Genomic DNA, 16,907 nt, shown 5'->3' on the forward strand with positions numbered 1-16,907 from the left:
AATCTGGCCTATCTTTCTGTTTTCCGAGCACAATTGATGTCATGACCGCGCCGATCGCCATCATCATGGGAAGCCAGTCGGACTGGGAGACGATGCGGCATGCCGCCGACACGCTCGCAGCGCTCGGTGTCGCCTCCGACACCCGCATCGTTTCGGCTCACCGCACCCCCGACCGGCTGTTTACCTTCGCCAAGGGCGCCAAGGCTGAAGGCTTCAAGGTCATCATCGCCGGCGCCGGCGGGGCCGCGCATCTGCCCGGCATGGCCGCGGCGCTGACGGAACTGCCTGTGTTCGGCGTCCCCGTCGAGTCCAGGACGCTCAAGGGCATCGATTCGCTCTATTCGATCGTTCAGATGCCTGCCGGCATTCCGGTCGGTACGCTCGCGATCGGCAAGGCCGGCGCGATCAACGCGGCGCTGCTGGCGGCGTCCGTGCTGGCGCTGTCCGATCCCGCACTGTCCGATCGCCTCGCGGCCTGGCGCAAGGCGCAGACCGAGGCGGTTGCCGAGCGCCCGGAGGGCAAGGCGTGACTGACGCAAAGCAGGTGAAGCTGAAGCCCGGCGACACCATCGGAATCCTCGGCGGCGGACAACTCGGTCGAATGCTGGCCATGGCCGCGGCCCGGCTCGGCCTGCGCTGCCAGGTGTTTTCGCCCGATCCGGACTCGCCGGCTTTCGACGTGGTGCTGAACGCGACCTGCGCCGAATATGCCGACGTCGAGGCGCTCGAGCTGTTCGCCCACGACGTCGACGTCATCACCTATGAATTCGAGAATGTTCCATCCGCGGCGGCCCTGGTGCTGGATTCGCGCCGTCCGGTGCTGCCCAACCGCAAGATCCTCGAGACCACCCAGGACCGGCTCGCAGAAAAGGATTTTGTCACGCGGCTCGGTATCGGCACCGCCGCCTATGCCGACGTCACCTCGGTCGCATCGCTGCGCGAGGCGATCGTCAGAATTGGCCTTCCCGCGGTGCTGAAGACCCGCCGCTTCGGCTATGACGGCAAGGGCCAGGCCATCATCCGCGAGGGCGACGACATTGCGAAAGTGTGGACCAGCCTCGCCACCAAATCGGCGATCCTGGAAGCCTTCATCCCGTACGAGCGCGAGATCTCCGTCATCGCCGCGCGCGCTGCATCGGGCGAGGTCGAATGCTTCGACGTCACCGAGAACGAGCATCGCGACCACATTCTGAAGATCTCCCGCGCACCAGCGCCGATCCCGGATGCGCTGGCCGAAGAGGCGCGCAGCATTGCCGGCAAGATCGCAACCGCGCTCGACTATGTCGGTGTGCTCGCGGTGGAGATGTTCGTGCTGGCCAATGGCGGCGGATCGAAAGTGTTGGTCAACGAGATTGCCCCGCGCGTGCACAATTCCGGGCACTGGACGCTCGACGGCGCCTCCGTCTCGCAGTTCGAGCAGCACATCCGCGCCATCGCCGGCTGGCCGCTCGGCAAGCCCGTGCGCCACGGTGAGGTCGTCACCATGACCAATCTGATCGGCGACGAAATCAATGATTACGAGAAGTGGCTGAGCGTGCCCGGCGCGACTGTCCACATCTACGGCAAGGGCGCCCCGCGCCCCGGCCGCAAGATGGGCCACGTCACCGAGGTCAGGCCCTCGAAGAGCAAGTGAGGCGACCGTAGCCGCGATCCCACTTTTGAATTACGCCGTCTTCACGCCTGCGACGACACCCGAGGGCTCCTCGCTGAGCCAGCGATAGATCACGCCTCCCAGCGCGCCACCGATCAGCGGTGCGATCCAGAACAGCCAGAGCTGCGCCAGAGCCCAGCCGCCGACGAACAGCGCCGGGCCCGTGCTGCGCGCCGGATTCACGGACGTGTTGGTGACGGGGATGCTGACGAGATGGATCATCACCAGCGCCAGCCCGATCGCGAGCGGCGCGAAACCTGCCGGTGCGCGGCCATGGGTCGCGCCCATGATGACGAACAGGAACATCAGGGTCATCACCACCTCGGTGATGAAGCACGCGACCATGCTGTACTGGCCGGGCGAATGCGCGTCGTAACCGTTGGAGGCAAAGCCCTTGGTGACGTCGAAGCCCGGCGCACCGCTGGCGATCACGTAGAGCAGCTCGGCGGCGACGATGGCGCCGCAGACCTGCGCGATCACGTAAGGCAGGATCTGGCCTGCCGGAAAGCGCCCGCCGGCGGCAAGGCCGACCGTCACGGCCGGGTTGAGATGGCAGCCCGAGATGTGGCCGATCGCATAGGCCATGGTGACGACGCTGAGGCCAAAGGCCAGGGACACGCCGACGAGGCCAATGCCGACCTGCGGAAAGCCGGCGGCGATCACCGCGCTGCCGCAGCCTGCGAATGTGAGCCAGAACGTGCCGATGGCCTCGGCAGCGTATTTCTTCATGTCCATGTGGCGTCTCCCCTGATTTCTGATGTCCGGCGCAACCCGGCCGGGAACAGCCCGTCCTTGGCGCCAAAACCACCCAAATCGGGCCGCACGGGAGCATTTTCGCCGCATTTAATGGCTGAACTTGGTCCGAAAACCTGCTTGGCCGGTGGACATCTCAGGTTTTGTCTGATACATCCGCGCCCTCAAGGTTAAGGGCTTGCGCTTTTTGCCATCCCTTCGTCTTACCAGAATTCAAATCCGATCCACTGAAGAGGATGCCGCGTGCAGGTTCTCGTTCGCGATAACAATGTCGACCAAGCCCTCAAGGCGCTGAAGAAGAAGATGCAGCGCGAGGGCATTTTCCGCGAGATGAAGCTCCGCGGTCACTACGAGAAGCCCTCTGAGAAGAAGGCTCGTGAAAAGGCCGAAGCCGTGCGCCGCGCGCGCAAGCTGGCCCGCAAGAAGCTGCAGCGCGAAGGCCTGCTGCCGATGAAGCCGAAGCCGGTGTTCGGCGCTGGCCCCGGTGGCGAGCGTGGTGGCCGTGGCGGCCCCGGTGCAGGTCCGCGCGGACCGCGCTGATCTTGCCGATCATGCAGGACTGAGGTTTCGATAACGCGGGCTCCGAGCCCGCGTTATTGTTTTGTGAGCGGTGCCTTTCTGGGATGGGGCACTACAGATGCGGCGCCAAAGCGCGATGAGATCGGGATTGTTTGTCATCGCGCTTTAGGTTGTTGTTTGGGCATAATCTTTTCGGAAAACCGCTGCACGCTTTTCCGAATCATGCTCTAGCGCGAGCGAACCGTAGATGGCCTTCCCTTTCCCAGAGCCCAGCTTGGCGCGGCGACACCAGATCTGGCGCAAGCCGCTTGCGCTGACCTTGATCGGGATCGCCCTGTGCGGCTGCTCCTTCGATCTGGGCTCGCTGGGGCCGGAGAAGGACAAGCCGCAGGAAGCGCCGAAGGCCGCCGCCGCGCCCGAAAGCGCCGTCAGCGCTGCCAATGTCGCCGAGGCCCAGACCCATACGGCAAAAGCGCAAGCCCTCGCCAAGTCGGGCGAGACGCAGCCCGCGCTGGACGAGTTCAATCGCGCCGTTGGCCTCGATCCCTATAATGCGCAGGCGCTCTACGGCCGCGCCCTGCTCTATCAGGCCAATAACGAGCACGACTTCGCGATCGCCGATTTCGGCGCCGCCAGCGGGCTAAATCCGCAGAAGGCCGAGCCGCTGCTCGGCCGCGCCGTCAGCTATCTTGCCATCGGCAAGGTCAAGGAGGCGGCGGCCGATCTCGACGAGGCCTCCGAAGCCGATCCGCACAATGCTCAGGTCTGGACGACCCGGGGACAGGCCTATGAGCGGCTGGGCGAGAAGGCCAAGGCGGCGGCTTCCTACAACAAGGCCGTCGCGCTGCGCCCACGCGATGACGCCGCCCGCAGCGGCTTGGCCCGCGTCGGCGGCTGACAGTCATGGGACGGCGTAGAGCATGATCCGGAAAAGTGTGCAGCGGTTTTCCGAAAAGATCATGCTCAAACAAAGAGCTAAAACGCGATGACGATTCACCCCAATCTCATCGCGCTTTAGACGTCGTCCTGGTTAGTCGGGAGTGGCGCTCTTGGGCAGCACCGCGTGGAACATCGACTTCATGCCCGACAGCATGTCGTCGGCGACGTTGGTCTTGGGGCGCGGCATTGGCGCGCCGGCGTCGGCGCGCAGATCGAGCGGCGGGGCGATCACCGGGACCGGGATATCGGCCGGCGGCGTCAGCCGATTCGGATTGTCGTTGCCGACCGAGGCCGTGTAGGGCGGATTCGCCTGCGACGCGGCGCCATTGCCATAGGCCTCGGGCGACGGCGTCGACACATTGATCGGCGGCGGCAAGGGGCGCACCGTCGTCGGCACTGTAGTCACGACACGGGAAGCCTCAGGCGTGCGGGATGCTTCCTGCACGGCAGGCTCCGGCGTCCTCTCGGCCGCCTTGGCTTCGGCAGGCTTGGCTTCGGCAGGCTTGGTTTCGGTCGATTTGGCCTCGGCAGCCTTCTCGGCAACCTTGCCCTCAGGCGACTTGCGCAGGCGTTCGATGGCGGCCCGGGCGAGATCGTTGGCGTCGGGGGTCGCGGCCGGAGCGGCCGACGACGAACTGGCCTCAACCACCGGCGCAGCGGCGGGCGTCGCCGGAGTGGACGTGGCGGGGGAGGACTTGGCAACCGCCTTCTCATGGGCCGGGGTGCGGCCGCGCGAGGCAGCCTCGTCCGCAGCCTTGGTGTCAGCAGCCTTGGTGTCGGCAGCCTTGGTGTCAGCAGGCTTGTCGGCCGCCGGCTTGTCCGATCCGCTCTTGTCGGAAATGCTCTTCTCGGAAACGCCCTTGGCCTTCACGCCGGGGCCCGGGAGGTTGGCCACGCCAGCGGGCTTCTTGCCGGCGTCGGCAGGTGCCACGACTGCGGCTGGCGTATCCGCCGCCGGCCTCGCATTGATGTAGTGGTTAACGATGTAGGCCCCGATGATCGTCGCGAGCACCGAGGGGAAAATATCCATCGAGATTTTAGCGAGGTATTTCAGCATTTCTCGGCCACTCCCCGCGCGATCTGATGCGGGAACTTTGGGGCATTGTAAGGGATCAACTGCGACGGATCGATGGCAAAGGTTACGAGTGCCTTACGCCTTCAGCTCAATCTCAAGGAACACGATGTCGGTTGAGGTTTCGTTAAGTACATCATGTTGGACGCCGGCTTTGCGGAAGTAGGATTTTCCCGCCGCAAGCTGCGCCTTGGAACGCTCCCCGCCCGGCACCACGATGGTCATTTCGCCGGCGACGACGGGAACAATCACATAGTCCATTCCGTGAGTGTGATGCCCGGTGGCGCTGCCCGGGGCAAGCCGCCATTCGGTCACCCGGACCTCGTCATTGTCGATCTGAACCTCGGAGTTGGCGGCAAGCATCTAAAACCTCGCTTAAGGCGAATCGGCTCAGGGCACGAAGACCATGAACGCGTAGACGGCAAATACCACCATATGAACCAGTCCGAACAGGACATTGGTCCTGCCGGTACCGAAGGTCAGCATGCTCAGCAAGAATGTCAGGAACAGCAGCACCGAGCTCTGGGCATTGAGCCCCAGCACCAGCGGCTGGTCGATCACATAGGTGGCGAGCCCGACCGCCGGGATCGTCAGGCCGATGGTCGCCAGCGAGGATCCCAGCGCCAGGTTGATGCTCTTCTGAAGGTCGTTCTTGCGGGCCGCGGTGATCGCGGAAACGCCTTCCGGCATCAGGATCAGCAGCGCGACCAGGAGGCCCGCAAAGGCCGGCGGAGCGCCGATCCTGTCGGCGACGGCATCCACCACCAGCGAGAATTTCTTGGCCAGCAGCACGACGGCCAGGAGCGAGATCAGGAGCAGCACGATGCTCAGCGCAAGCATCTTGCCCGGCAGATGGGCCTCGCCGCCCTCGCCCTCCGTCCGCTCATGGACGAAATAGTCCTTGTGCAGGACGGTCTGGGTGTAGAGGAACACGCCATAGAGCACGATGGTCACGAGGTCGACGAAGCCGAGCTGAAGCGTCGAATAGACCGGCCCCGGCGTCGTCAGCGTGTAATTCGGCATGATCAGCGTCAGGGTCGCGAGCGCAATCAGCACGCTGAGATAGACGTTGGCGCCGGAGACCTGAAATCCCTGCTCGCGGTAGCGCAACCCGCCGATGAACACGCAGAGGCCGACGAGGCCATTGCAGACGATCATTACCACCGCGAACACGGTGTCGCGCGCAAGCTCCGGCGCAGGCTTGTCGCCAAGCATGATGGTGGTGATCAGCGCGACCTCGATGATGGTCACCGCAAGCGTGAGCAGCAGCGTGCCGAACGGCTCGCCGATCCGCTCCGCGATCACCTCGGAATGATGCACGGCCGCGAACACGGTGCCGAACAGGATCACCAGCAGGACGATCGCAAACACGGCGCCGCCGGCCGATAGCGTAAAGCTGTAGCCGGTCAGGGTGACGACCAGGAACAGCAGCACCGCCAGCGCGGGAAAGATCCAGGACGACCGCGGCATCGGTCCGTGTGCGCTCATGCAGGCTGTTCCTTGGTTTGACCGTCTCGATTATGCGCGAGAAGATCCCGCCCGTCAGCCCTCAGGAGCCGTTGATGAAGCGGCGCGCAATCTCGATCATGCCGAAATTGCCGAGATCGTCATGCCCGCCCGCGGGGACGCGAACGAACTGCTTCGGCTCGTGCGCCAGCGCGAACAGCTTCTCGCCAAATGCAATCGGGATGGTTTGATCCTGCGCACCGTGAACGACCAGCAGCGGCACCGTGACGCGTGCGATACGCGTGTCGGAATGGAGCGGATCCCGGATCAGGAGGCGGACCGGAACGAAGCGGAATTGCGCGGCCGCGACATCGGCGATTGACGAGTACGGCGCCTCCAGGATCAGCTTGCGGACCGGATGCTCGGACGCGATGGCAACGGCAACGCCTGTCCCCAGCGAAAAGCCCCAGGCGACGAGGCGCTGGGCATCATAGCGTTCCGCCGCGAATGCATACGTGGCTGCCCCGTCGCGCAGCAGGCCGTCCTCGCTCGGGCTACCTGTGGAGCCCGCATAGCCGCGAAAGGACAGGGCGACGAGGCCGGTGCCGTCAGCCGTAATCGCCTTGAAACGCCCGGCCAGGCCTGCGAGAAAATCGCCATTGCCGTGGAAGAACAGCACGACGTTGCGGCCCGGCTTTGGCGGCACGTGCCAGACAATCACCTTCTCGCCATCGGACGTGGTGAGGACGTGCTCCTTGGCCTGCGGAAATCCCGCGGCGGCAGGCGTGGTGCGCTCTGAGGTCGGGATTGGAAACAGCATGCTGCGCTGCTTCACAAACAGCAGGACGAGGCCGGCGCAATAGCCGGCCGCGAGGATGATGGCGACCCATTTCAGGAATGTCATCGCAGCCCTGTGATTGCGGAGTTCAGGGCTTGCGACGGCTCTTGAGCAATTTGAGGACGTCGGGCCGGATGCTCGGCGGGATCTCGCGGCAGCCGCACGCCGCGGCATGAGCAGCGTGCCAGGCGATGCGCTGCTCGCGCGTCGCCTTCGACGGCATGCGATGGGACCGGTGCCACTCCTTGTTCAGGGCCACGGTCCCCTCGCTGGTTACATCGCCTTGACGATGTTCTCGGTGACCTTCTTGGCGTCGCCGAGCAGCATCATGGTGTTGTCGCGGTAGAACAGCGGGTTGTCGATGCCGGCGTAACCCGACGCCAGCGAGCGCTTGATGAACATCACCGTGCCCGCTTTCCAGACCTGGAGCACCGGCATGCCGTAGATCGGCGAGGTCTTGTCCTCTTCCGCCGCCGGATTGGTGACGTCGTTGGCGCCGATCACGAAGGCGATGTCGGCCTGCGCGAATTCGGAGTTGATGTCCTCGAGCTCGAACACCTCGTCGTAAGGAACGTTGGCCTCGGCCAGCAGCACGTTCATGTGGCCGGGCATGCGCCCCGCGACCGGGTGAATGGCGTATTTCACCTCGACGCCTTCCTTCTTCAGCATGTCGGCCATTTCGCGCAGCGCGTGCTGGGCCTGCGCCACCGCCATGCCGTAGCCGGGCACGATGATGACCTTGGAGGCGTTCTTCATGATGAAGGCGGCATCGTCCGCCGAGCCGAGCTTTGCCGGCTTCTGCTCGCCGGTAGCCCCGCCGGCCGCCGCGGTCTCGCCGCCGAAGCCGCCAAGGATGACCGAGATGAAGGACCGGTTCATTGCGTGGCACATGATGTAGGACAGGATCGCGCCCGACGAGCCGACCAGCGCGCCGGTGATGATCAGCGCCGAATTGCCGAGCGTGAAGCCGATGCCGGCCGCGGCCCAGCCGGAGTAGGAGTTCAGCATCGAAATCACGACCGGCATGTCGGCGCCGCCGATCGGGATGATCATGAGCACGCCGAGCGTCAGCGCGAGAATGACGTTGAGCCAGAAGAACACCGGGCTGCCGGTGACGACGAGCCCGACAATACAGGCGACCAGCGCGACCGCGAGCGCGACGTTGATCACGTGCCGCGCCGGCAGGATGATCGGCGCACCGCTCATGCGGGCCGACAGCTTCAGGAACGCGATCACCGAGCCGGTGAAGGTCAAGGCGCCGATGGCGACGCCGAGCGACATTTCGACCAGGCTCTGGGTGTGGATGTTGCCGGGGGTGCCGATGTCGAAGGCCTCCGGCGCATAGAATGCACCCGCCGCGACCAGCACCGCGGCCATGCCGACCAGCGAGTGGAAGGCGGCGACCAGTTCCGGCATCGAGGTCATCGGCACGCGGCGGGCGATGACGGCGCCGATCGCCCCGCCGATGGCGATGCCGACAATCACCAGCACCCAGGCGAGGCCGTCGGCCGGCGGATGGTTGGCAAGCGTCGTCGCAACCGCGATCGCCATGCCGATCATGCCGAGCAGATTGCCCTGGCGCGAAGAGGCCGGGCTCGACAGCCCGCGCAGCGACAGGATGAACAGCACCCCCGCCACGAGATACAAGAATGCAGAGAGATTGGCGCTCATCTCAGGTCCCCATTGATCCCATCAGCCCGAGGTGGCCGCTTACTTCGACTTCTTCTTGTACATCGCCAGCATGCGCTGGGTGACAAGGAAGCCGCCGAAGATGTTGATGCAGGCAAAGATCAGCGCGACGAAGCCGAAGGCGCGCGCCCAGCCCGAACCGCTCGAGACATTGGCGACCCCGCCGGCAAGCAGCGCGCCGACCACGATCACCGAGGAGATCGCATTGGTGACGCTCATCAGCGGCGTATGCAGCGCCGGCGTCACCGACCACACCACGAAATAGCCGACGAAGACGGCGAGGACGAAGATCGACAGCCGGAAGATGAAGGGGTCGACGACCTGTGCAGCATGCTCCATGACGGATCTCCTTACACCTTCGGCTGGAAGTTCGGGTGGATGACGGCGCCATCTTTGGTCAGCGCAGTGGCCTTGACCAGCTCGTCGTCCCAGTTGACGGCGAGCTTCTTCTCTTTCTTGTCGACCATGGTCTCGATGAAGGAGAACAGATTGCGGGCATAGAGGCTGGAGGCCGAGGCCGCGACGCGGCCCGCGACATTGGTGTAGCCGACGATCTTGATGCCGTCGATGTCGACGACCTCACCCGCCTTGGCCCCCTCGACATTGCCGCCGCGCTCGACGGCGAGATCGACCAGCACCGAGCCCGGCTTCATCGACTTGACCATCTCGCCCGAGACGAGTTTCGGCGCCGGACGGCCCGGGATCAGCGCGGTGGTGATGACGATGTCCTGCTTCTTGATGTGCTCGGCGGTCAGCGCGGCCTGCTTGGCCTGGTACTCTTTCGACATTTCCTTGGCGTAGCCGCCTGCGGTCTGCGCGTTCTTGAACTCCTCGTCCTCGACGGCGAGGAATTTTGCGCCGAGCGATTCCACCTGCTCCTTCGTCGCAGGTCGCACGTCGGTCGCGGTGACGACGGCGCCGAGACGGCGCGCGGTTGCGATCGCCTGGAGGCCGGCCACGCCAACGCCCATCACGAACACTTTCGCGGCGGGCACGGTGCCGGCCGCGGTCATCATCATCGGGAAGGCGCGGCCGAAGGCCTCGGCGCCCTCGATCACGGCGCGATAGCCGGCAAGGTTCGCCTGCGAGGACAGCACGTCCATGACCTGTGCACGGGTGATGCGCGGCATCAGTTCCATCGCGAAGGCGCAGACGCCGGCTTCGGCCATCGCCTTCAGCGCAGCTTCATTGCCGTAGGGATCCATGATGGCGATGACCAGCGCGCCGCGCTTGTATTGCGACAGTTCGGAAGCCTCGGGACGCTTCACCTTGATGATGATGTCAGCATCTTTCAACGCGTCGGCGCTGACGGTGGCGCCGACGGCGGTGAATTCGGAATCGGGAAGACCCGACTTGACGCCGGCGCCCGGCTCGACGGCGATCTCGGCGCCCAGCGCCTTGAACTTCTTCACCGTATCAGGCGAAGCGGCAACGCGCGGCTCCGACGGATCGATTTCCTTGGCAACGGCGATCTTCATAGGTCCTCCGGCGACGCGGGACAAAGCGCGCACGCGAACTTAGCGTCACTCCCGCAACGTTAGATACCGGTTTTGGTACCGGCTTGTATGCAAATCTTGTGAGCACCGCCGGCATTGGCGGTGTAGCAGGTGATGGATCAGGTCAGAAAGATCGCCATCAGGATGACGATGAGCGCGACCGAGGCGGTGCCGTACTTCACCAGCTTGATGAAGCCCTCATAGGTCTGCTCGTGGGCGACGTAGTCGTTGCCGTCGGCGGTGCTGTACGCCACTTCGCTATGGTCAGCCATGGAATGTCCCCAGTCGAAAGCCGAATTCTTCGGCTGGGATACCTTAAACCTTCGGGCAGGGCAACGGCACCGAGGCGCGGTTTTCCCGCAAATCGGTTCATTTGGATTCCCAATCGGTTAGGAAGCCCGCTTCGCCCTCAGCCCATCGCCTCCAGCTCGTCTATCATGCCGGCGATGACCGAGAGGCCGCCGTCCCAGAACTTCGGGTCCTTGGCATCGAGCCCGAACGGCCGCAGCAGCTCGGAATAGTGCTTGGTGCCGCCGGCGGCGAGCATGTCGAGATAGCGCTCGGCGAAGCCTTCCGCCGCATGCTCGTAAACCGCATAGAGCGAGTTCACGAGGCAATCGCCAAAGGCATAGGCGTAGACGTAGAACGGCGAATGGATGAAGTGCGGGATGTACATCCAGTAGTTCTCGTAACCCGCCTTGATCTCGATCGCGGGCCCCAGACTCTCGCCCTGCACCGACAGCCAGAGCTCGCCGAGCCGTGTCGCGGTGAGCTCGCCGTTCTTGCGCTCGGTATGAACGGCGCGCTCGAAGGAATAGAACGCAATTTGCCGCACCACGGTATTGATCATGTCCTCGACCTTGCCGGCGAGCAGCGCCTGGCGCTGTTTTGCGTTTTTGGTCTGGGCCAGCAGCCGCTTGAACGTGAGCATCTCGCCGAACACACTCGCGGTCTCCGCCAGCGTCAGCGGCGTCGGTGCCATCAGCGCGCCGTTCTTGGCCGCCAGCACCTGGTGCACGCCATGGCCGAGCTCATGGGCGAGCGTCATGACGTCGCGAGGCTTGCCCTGGTAGTTCATCAGCACATAAGGGTGTGCCGACGGCGTGGTCGGGTGCGAGAATGCGCCGGGCGCCTTGCCCGGGCGCACTGGCGCGTCGATCCAGCGATCGGTGAAGAAGCGCTCGGCAATGTCGGCCATTTTAGGCGAGAAGCCGCGATAGGCCGTCAGCACCATGTTGCGCGCATCGGGCCAGCCGATCACATCGGTCGCGGCGAAGGGCAGCGGCGCGTTGCGGTCCCAATAGGCCAGCTTCTTCTTGCCGAACCACTTGGCCTTCAGCGCGTAATAGCGATGCGAGAGCTTTGGATAGGCCGCGCGGACCGAGGCGACCAGCGCATCCACCACCTCGCGCTCGACGCGGTTGTTCAGATGGCGGGAATCCGCAACATCCTTGAAACCGCGCCAGCGGTCGGAGATATCCTTGTCCTTGGCGAGCGTGTTGGTGATCAGCGCAAAGGTGCGCTCATTGGCCTTGAAGGTTTTCGCCAGCGCTTCCGCCGCAGCCTTGCGCTTGGCGCCGTCGCGGTCCTGCAGGAAATTCAGCGTCGGCTCGATCGCCAGTTCCTTGGCGCCAACCTTGAAGCGGAGACTCGAGATGGTCTGGTCGAACAAACGGTTGAACGCCGAATAGCCGGTCTGCGCCTTTTCCAGGAACAGCTGCTCGAGCTTGTCGTCGAGCTGATACGGCTTCTCCTTGCGCAGATCCTCGATCCACGGACGATAGTGCGCCAGCTCGGGGGCTTGCAGCGCGCGGGTCAAAATATCGTCATCGATACGGTTGAGCTCGAGCGCGAAGAACAGGAGATGCGTCGAGGCCGCTGTCAGCCGCTCGGAGACATCGCCGTAAAACTTTGAAATCGCAGGGTCCACGCTGTCGCCGGCGTGAACGAGACCGGCATAGGAGCCGAGACGGCCGGCGAGATCGTCGATCGCCTCATAGCGCCGCACGGCTTCCGCGAGCCATTTTCCGCCATCTTCGTTTGCTGTGCCTGTTGCGAGCTTGCCCTTGTAGTCGGTCTCGAACGCGACGCAATCGGCATTCATCTTTTCGAGATCGCGCGCCACTTCCGGCGCGTCGATCCCGGAATAAAGATCGGCGAGGTTCCACTCCGGAAGCTTGCCCGTCTTGCTCACAGGCTTTGCGGAGGGTTTTGCCTTGGCAGCGGATTTCTTGGCAGCGGATCTCTTGGCGATGGATGTCTTGGCGGCGGATGTCTTGGCGGCTGGTTTGCGGACAGCAGTCTTGGAGCGCGACTTCATTGTGTGGGAAACCTGTGTTCAACGATCGCTGCGGCGGGCGGGGGCATCAAGGTTTAAGAGTGCGTTAATCGGCTTCGGCCAGAGTGACCCGATTCGAGACAGATAGTAGTAGCGTGCGGGGAGCACCATGGCTGCCAGTATTTTGATCGCCGACGACGACGCCGTAGCTCGCCGCCTGGTCGAGAACATGGTGCAGAAATGCGGCTATGAAACGGTCGTCGTCGAATCCGGCGACGCCGCGATCGCGACCCTCACCGGTGCCGACGCCCCCGCGATCGACGCGGTGATCCTCGATCTCGTGATGCCCGGCCTCGACGGCATGGGTGTGCTGGCAAGAATCCGCGAGGCGGGCCTCAGCGTGCCCGTCATCGTACAGACCGCCCATGGCGGCATCGACAACGTCATCTCGGCAATGCGCGCCGGTGCGGCCGACTTCGTGGTCAAGCCGGTCGGAATGGAGCGGCTTCAGGTCTCGCTTCGCAACGCGCTGAATGCCTCCGCGCTCAAGGGCGAATTACAGCGCATCCGTCACAGCCGCGAGGGCCGGCTGACCTTCTCCGACATCATCACGCGCGCCGAAGCGATGGCGCCGGTGATGCGCGCGGCCCAAAAGGCAGCAAATTCATCGATCCCCGTGCTGATCGAAGGCGAGTCCGGCGTCGGCAAGGAGATGTTCGCGCGCGCCATCCATGGCAGCGGCGAGCGCAAGGCCAAGCCCTTCGTCGCGGTCAATTGCGGCGCGATTCCCGACAATCTCGTCGAGTCGATCTTGTTCGGCCATGAGAAGGGCGCCTTCACCGGCGCTACCGAACGGCACACCGGCAAATTCCTCGAAGCCCATGGCGGCACGCTGTTTCTGGATGAGGTCAGCGAGCTGCCGCTGACTGCACAAGTCAAGCTCCTGCGCGCACTGCAGGAGGGCGCAGTCGAGGCCGTCGGCGGCCGCAAACCCGTCAAGGTCGACGTCCGCATCATCTCCGCGACCAATCGCAAGCTTCTGGACCGGGTCAAGCAAGGGCACTTCCGCGAAGACCTGTTCTATCGCCTGCACGTGCTGCCGCTGACGATCCCCTCGCTCAAGGCCCGCCGCGAGGACATCCCGCATCTGCTCAGGCATTTCCTGGCGCGCTTTGCCGCCGAGGAGAACCGCGCGATCTCCGGCGTCAGCGGCGAGGCCGTGGCGCATCTCACCCAGCTCGACTGGCCCGGCAACATCCGCCAGCTCGAGAATGCCGTCTACCGCGCGGTGGTGATGAGCGAGGGCGACCAGCTCGGTCTCGACGATTTCCCGCTGCTGGGCTCGCATCCGCATTCGGCGACGGAGATCCCGACCGCGCCGCTGATGATCGAGCCGATCGCAGCGCCCTCCGTGGTGTCGGGTAGCGAAATACCCATCGCGCCGCTGCCTCAGACAGGGTCGCTCTCGATGCTCACCCCGACCGGCGATGTTCGCCCGCTGGAGGAGATGGAGAGCGAGATCATCCGCTTTGCGATCTCGCACTACCGCGGACAGATGTCGGAGGTGGCGCGCCGACTCAAGATCGGCAGGTCCACGCTGTACCGCAAGCTCGACGAAGCCGGGGTTCCCGGACATGGCGGGAAAAGCGGCGAGGAGACGCACTGAACCTCATGCGAACGGGGGTTCGCGCGCCTCAGCGATGCACCTGCAACCCGTTGAATTACGGCAAAGTTCGGCTTCGGCCGAAACCGTGACTTGGAAGTGACAGACGGAAGGAAAAGCGAGCGGTGAAACCGCACAATCCGTTGCAAACGGTCTATCTTGAAGTCAGTTTGTGGTCAGTTTCCCGGGGTAGCGCTAGCTTCAAGAACGGGGCCTGTATATCGTCTGCGTAGGAATCGTTGCGTGCAGGCGTGCAAGTTTCGAGAGGCCGGCGCGATTTAGCCGAAGCTCAATTAGGCGAAAACGAAAGCTGTTCCACGAGGGACAGTTCACCCGAGGGGTGCGATACAATGCGTGACTGTTTGAACCACCGTGCAGGCTTTGACCGCGTTCTGGCAGCGGTTGCAGCGACCTTCCTCACGGTGTCGGCCGGCTCGGCGCTGGCACAGGATCAGGCACGCAGCAGCGCTGCTGAACTTGCGATCGAAGCCGCGATCCCGCGCCCCGAGCCCGCAAACGTTCCGCCCCCGACCGCATCCGACATCAAGCTCGACACCACCGCCACCGTTCAGGACGGCCCGAAGGACGTGGTCAAGGAGCCTGTGAAGGCCGAAGCCGCTCCGGCCGCGGAGAAGGTGGAGACCAAACCTGCCGACATCGCCACGACGCCCGCCGCCGACACACCGAAGAGCGAGACGGTCACCAACGAACCCGCCAAATCTGAACCGGCAAAGGCCGACACGGCCACCGTGCCGACTGTCGCTCCCGCTGCACCTGCGGCGGCAGCGGCAACCCCGGTCGCCGAGCCGGTCAAGGCCGCGAGCAACGTTCCTGCCGCCGACCAGCCGGTCGCCGACAAGATCAAGGACATCCTCGGTTCAAAGACCTCGCGCCATTTCGACCGCAAGAACGAACGTGCCGCTGCCGAGAAGTTTTATGGCGCCCGCGACTTTGCGCCGGTCTGGACGCAAGCCGGCAGCCTGACCGCCGCGGCCAAGGGCGTGATCGCGCGGCTGAAGGATGCGGCTTCCGACGGCCTCAATCCAGCCGACTATCCGGTGCCTGACTTCGCCGCCGCCACGACGCCTGATGCGCTCGCCGATGCCGAGCTGAAGCTCACCGCCAGCATGTTCGACTATGCGCGCCAGGCGCAGAGCGGCCGCATGCACTGGTCGCAGGTCAGCGCAGACATCCTCTATCCCGAGCATCCGATCGATCCGAGCGAGGTGATCACCAAGGTCACGACGGCGGCTGACGCGTCCGCCGCGCTCGACAGCTACAATCCGCCGCAGAAGCTCTACAAGGAGCTGAAGGCGCAGCTCGCCAAGCTGCGCGGCCAGGGCGACGGTCCGGTGATCGAGATCACCGACGGCCCAGCGCTGAAATACATCCCCGCCAAGGGTAAGAAGCAGGCTGAAATCGTCGTGCAGGACCCGCGCGTGCCACAGCTTCGCGCCAAGCTCGGCATCACCGAGAACGCCAGCGATGACCACTATGACGCAACGGTTGCCGAAGCCGTACGCAAATTCCAGGACGGTGCGGAGCTGAAGGCGACCGGCGTGCTCGACGCGCCGACCGTCAAGGCCCTGAACAGCCCGAAGCGCGACAAGCAGATCGACACCGTGGTGGTGAACATGGAGCGCTGGCGCTGGCTGCCGCGCGACCTCGGCGTGCCCTCGCTGGGCGATGCCTATGTCATCCTCAACATTCCCGACTATACGCTGAAGGTGATGCAGCACGGCCAGCAGGTCTGGACCACCCGCGTCGTCACCGGCAAGCCGGGCCAGCACGCTACGCCCCTGCTGACCGAGACGATGAAGTACATCACGGTCAACCCGACCTGGAACGTACCGCCGTCGATCGTCTATGGCGAATATCTGCCGGCGCTGCAGCAGGATCCGACTGTGCTTCAGCGCATGGGCCTGAGGCTCGAGCAGAACCGCGACGGCTCGGTGCACATTTCGCAGCCGCCCGGTGAAGCCAACGCGCTCGGCCGCATCCGCTTCAACTTCCCGAACAAGTTCCTGGTCTATCAGCACGACACCCCGGACAAGCACCTGTTCGCCAGGGAAGATCGCGCCTTCAGCCATGGCTGCATGCGCGTGCAAAATCCGGATCAGTACGCTTCGGTGCTGCTCAACATCACCATGCCGAACGAGCACTACACCCCGGAGCGCGTGCGCAGCATGTATGGCTCCGGTGAGATCGACCTGAAATTCCCGACGCCGATCCCGGTCAACATCACCTACCAGACCGCGTTCGTGGACGATGGCGGCAAGCTGCAATTCCGCAAGGACGTCTATGGCCGCGACGCCACCATGATCAGCATCCTGAAGAACGGCCGCGGCAAGGACCTCGAGAACGTCGTCGCCCATTCGCAGCCGAGCTATTCGCGCCCGGCAACGACGCTGCCGTCAGGCGTGGCGTTCGCCAATAATGGCGGCTCCTCGGGGCTGAATTTCTTCGAGCGGCTGTTCGGTGGAGGGGCCCCGACCCCACCGCCGGCTCCGGTCGGCCGTCGGCCGCAGCGGGTGTTTACCCGCTGAGATCAGGCCCCGCGCCT

17 protein-coding genes are annotated in these 16,907 nt (G+C 64.3%); 6 read left to right on the forward strand and 11 right to left on the reverse strand.

The features are described 5' to 3' along the window. Positions 1-41: 41 nt before the first annotated feature. On the forward strand, positions 42-530 hold the full coding sequence (purE, locus tag HYH07_RS15580; protein ID WP_057757311.1) for a 5-(carboxyamino)imidazole ribonucleotide mutase: 489 nt from the start codon (positions 42-44) through the stop codon (positions 528-530). Continuing rightward, positions 527-1,633: a 5-(carboxyamino)imidazole ribonucleotide synthase gene (locus HYH07_RS15585; RefSeq protein ID WP_057757309.1), complete on the forward strand. Its 1,107-nt coding sequence runs from the start codon at positions 527-529 to the stop codon at positions 1,631-1,633. The genes purE and HYH07_RS15585 overlap by 4 nt, the downstream gene beginning before the upstream one ends. A 30-nt stretch (positions 1,634-1,663) precedes the next feature. On the opposite strand, the gene aqpZ is transcribed toward HYH07_RS15585, so the two are convergent. After that, on the reverse strand, positions 1,664-2,386 hold the full coding sequence (gene aqpZ, locus HYH07_RS15590; protein ID WP_220003285.1) for an aquaporin Z: 723 nt from the start codon (positions 2,384-2,386) through the stop codon (positions 1,664-1,666). A 261-nt stretch (positions 2,387-2,647) separates the two neighbouring features. On the opposite strand from aqpZ, the gene rpsU reads away from it, so the two are divergent. Both rpsU and HYH07_RS15600 read left to right on the forward strand, forming a co-directional pair. After that, positions 2,648-2,944: a 30S ribosomal protein S21 gene (gene rpsU, locus HYH07_RS15595; protein WP_027545547.1), complete on the forward strand. Its 297-nt coding sequence runs from the start codon at positions 2,648-2,650 to the stop codon at positions 2,942-2,944. A gap of 226 nt (positions 2,945-3,170) precedes the next feature. Further along, positions 3,171-3,821, forward strand: coding sequence for a tetratricopeptide repeat protein (locus HYH07_RS15600; protein WP_220003286.1), 651 nt, complete (start codon positions 3,171-3,173; stop codon positions 3,819-3,821). Between the two features lie 132 nt (positions 3,822-3,953). On the opposite strand, the gene HYH07_RS15605 is transcribed toward HYH07_RS15600, so the two are convergent. The 10 genes from HYH07_RS15605 to HYH07_RS15650 all read right to left on the reverse strand — a co-directional run bounded on the left by HYH07_RS15605 (position 3,954) and on the right by HYH07_RS15650 (position 12,723). Continuing rightward, entirely contained in the window at positions 3,954-4,919 is a 966-nt protein-coding gene (locus HYH07_RS15605; RefSeq protein ID WP_220003287.1) for a hypothetical protein, read from the reverse strand. A gap of 93 nt (positions 4,920-5,012) precedes the next feature. Then, positions 5,013-5,297, reverse strand: a complete 285-nt coding sequence (locus HYH07_RS15610; RefSeq protein ID WP_220003288.1) for a cupin domain-containing protein — start codon at positions 5,295-5,297, stop codon at positions 5,013-5,015. 27 nt (positions 5,298-5,324) lie between these two features. Then, positions 5,325-6,422 (reverse strand): calcium:proton antiporter, encoded by a 1,098-nt coding sequence (locus HYH07_RS15615; RefSeq protein ID WP_220003289.1) that lies wholly within the window; start codon positions 6,420-6,422, stop codon positions 5,325-5,327. 61 nt (positions 6,423-6,483) lie between these two features. Continuing rightward, positions 6,484-7,284, reverse strand: coding sequence for an alpha/beta hydrolase (locus HYH07_RS15620; RefSeq protein WP_220003290.1), 801 nt, complete (start codon positions 7,282-7,284; stop codon positions 6,484-6,486). Between the two features lie 22 nt (positions 7,285-7,306). Next, positions 7,307-7,477 carry a hypothetical protein gene (locus HYH07_RS15625; protein ID WP_220003291.1) on the reverse strand — a complete coding sequence of 57 codons (171 nt, stop codon included), beginning with the start codon at positions 7,475-7,477 and terminating at the stop codon, positions 7,307-7,309. A gap of 14 nt (positions 7,478-7,491) precedes the next feature. Then, on the reverse strand, positions 7,492-8,889 hold the full coding sequence (locus HYH07_RS15630; protein WP_220003292.1) for an NAD(P)(+) transhydrogenase (Re/Si-specific) subunit beta: 1,398 nt from the start codon (positions 8,887-8,889) through the stop codon (positions 7,492-7,494). 39 nt (positions 8,890-8,928) lie between these two features. Next, complete coding sequence (locus HYH07_RS15635; protein WP_014492434.1) at positions 8,929-9,246, reverse strand: proton-translocating transhydrogenase family protein; 318 nt, start codon at positions 9,244-9,246, stop codon at positions 8,929-8,931. 11 nt (positions 9,247-9,257) lie between these two features. Next, on the reverse strand, positions 9,258-10,385 hold the full coding sequence (locus tag HYH07_RS15640) for a Re/Si-specific NAD(P)(+) transhydrogenase subunit alpha (RefSeq protein WP_220003293.1): 1,128 nt from the start codon (positions 10,383-10,385) through the stop codon (positions 9,258-9,260). Positions 10,386-10,522: 137 nt separating this feature from the next. Next, a complete protein-coding gene (locus HYH07_RS15645; RefSeq protein ID WP_018317799.1) occupies positions 10,523-10,675 on the reverse strand; it encodes an aa3-type cytochrome c oxidase subunit IV in 153 nt (50 codons plus the stop codon). 137 nt (positions 10,676-10,812) lie between these two features. After that, positions 10,813-12,723, reverse strand: coding sequence for a M3 family oligoendopeptidase (locus HYH07_RS15650; RefSeq protein WP_220003294.1), 1,911 nt, complete (start codon positions 12,721-12,723; stop codon positions 10,813-10,815). Positions 12,724-12,850: 127 nt separating this feature from the next. Here HYH07_RS15650 and HYH07_RS15655 point away from each other — a divergent pair, with 127 nt between their 5' ends. Further along, positions 12,851-14,347, forward strand: coding sequence for a sigma-54 dependent transcriptional regulator (locus tag HYH07_RS15655; RefSeq protein WP_220003295.1), 1,497 nt, complete (start codon positions 12,851-12,853; stop codon positions 14,345-14,347). Between the two features lie 347 nt (positions 14,348-14,694). After that, positions 14,695-16,890, forward strand: coding sequence for a murein L,D-transpeptidase (locus HYH07_RS15660; protein ID WP_220003296.1), 2,196 nt, complete (start codon positions 14,695-14,697; stop codon positions 16,888-16,890). The last annotated feature ends 17 nt before the right edge of the window (positions 16,891-16,907 follow it).

Origin of the sequence: Bradyrhizobium sp. BR 10261 (genome assembly GCF_019455395.1) — a bacterium.
Taxonomy (GTDB): Bacteria; Pseudomonadota; Alphaproteobacteria; order Rhizobiales; family Xanthobacteraceae; genus Bradyrhizobium; species Bradyrhizobium manausense.

Bases quoted from the DNA above. Each gene is read 5' to 3' on its own strand.
- HYH07_RS15640 (WP_220003293.1), bottom strand. From the start codon at position 10,385: ATGAAGATCGCCGTTGCCAAGGAAATCGATCCGTCGGAGCCGCGCGTT.
- purE (WP_057757311.1), top strand. From the start codon at position 42: ATGACCGCGCCGATCGCCATCATCATGGGAAGCCAGTCGGACTGGGAG.
- HYH07_RS15615 (WP_220003289.1), bottom strand. From the start codon at position 6,422: ATGAGCGCACACGGACCGATGCCGCGGTCGTCCTGGATCTTTCCCGCG.
- HYH07_RS15650 (WP_220003294.1), bottom strand. From the start codon at position 12,723: ATGAAGTCGCGCTCCAAGACTGCTGTCCGCAAACCAGCCGCCAAGACA.
- HYH07_RS15635 (WP_014492434.1), bottom strand. From the start codon at position 9,246: ATGGAGCATGCTGCACAGGTCGTCGACCCCTTCATCTTCCGGCTGTCG.
- HYH07_RS15610 (WP_220003288.1), bottom strand. From the start codon at position 5,297: ATGCTTGCCGCCAACTCCGAGGTTCAGATCGACAATGACGAGGTCCGG.
- aqpZ (WP_220003285.1), bottom strand. From the start codon at position 2,386: ATGGACATGAAGAAATACGCTGCCGAGGCCATCGGCACGTTCTGGCTC.
- HYH07_RS15645 (WP_018317799.1), bottom strand. From the start codon at position 10,675: ATGGCTGACCATAGCGAAGTGGCGTACAGCACCGCCGACGGCAACGAC.
- HYH07_RS15660 (WP_220003296.1), top strand. From the start codon at position 14,695: ATGCGTGACTGTTTGAACCACCGTGCAGGCTTTGACCGCGTTCTGGCA.
- HYH07_RS15620 (WP_220003290.1), bottom strand. From the start codon at position 7,284: ATGACATTCCTGAAATGGGTCGCCATCATCCTCGCGGCCGGCTATTGC.
- HYH07_RS15600 (WP_220003286.1), top strand. From the start codon at position 3,171: ATGGCCTTCCCTTTCCCAGAGCCCAGCTTGGCGCGGCGACACCAGATC.
- HYH07_RS15605 (WP_220003287.1), bottom strand. From the start codon at position 4,919: ATGCTGAAATACCTCGCTAAAATCTCGATGGATATTTTCCCCTCGGTG.
- HYH07_RS15630 (WP_220003292.1), bottom strand. From the start codon at position 8,889: ATGAGCGCCAATCTCTCTGCATTCTTGTATCTCGTGGCGGGGGTGCTG.
- HYH07_RS15655 (WP_220003295.1), top strand. From the start codon at position 12,851: ATGGCTGCCAGTATTTTGATCGCCGACGACGACGCCGTAGCTCGCCGC.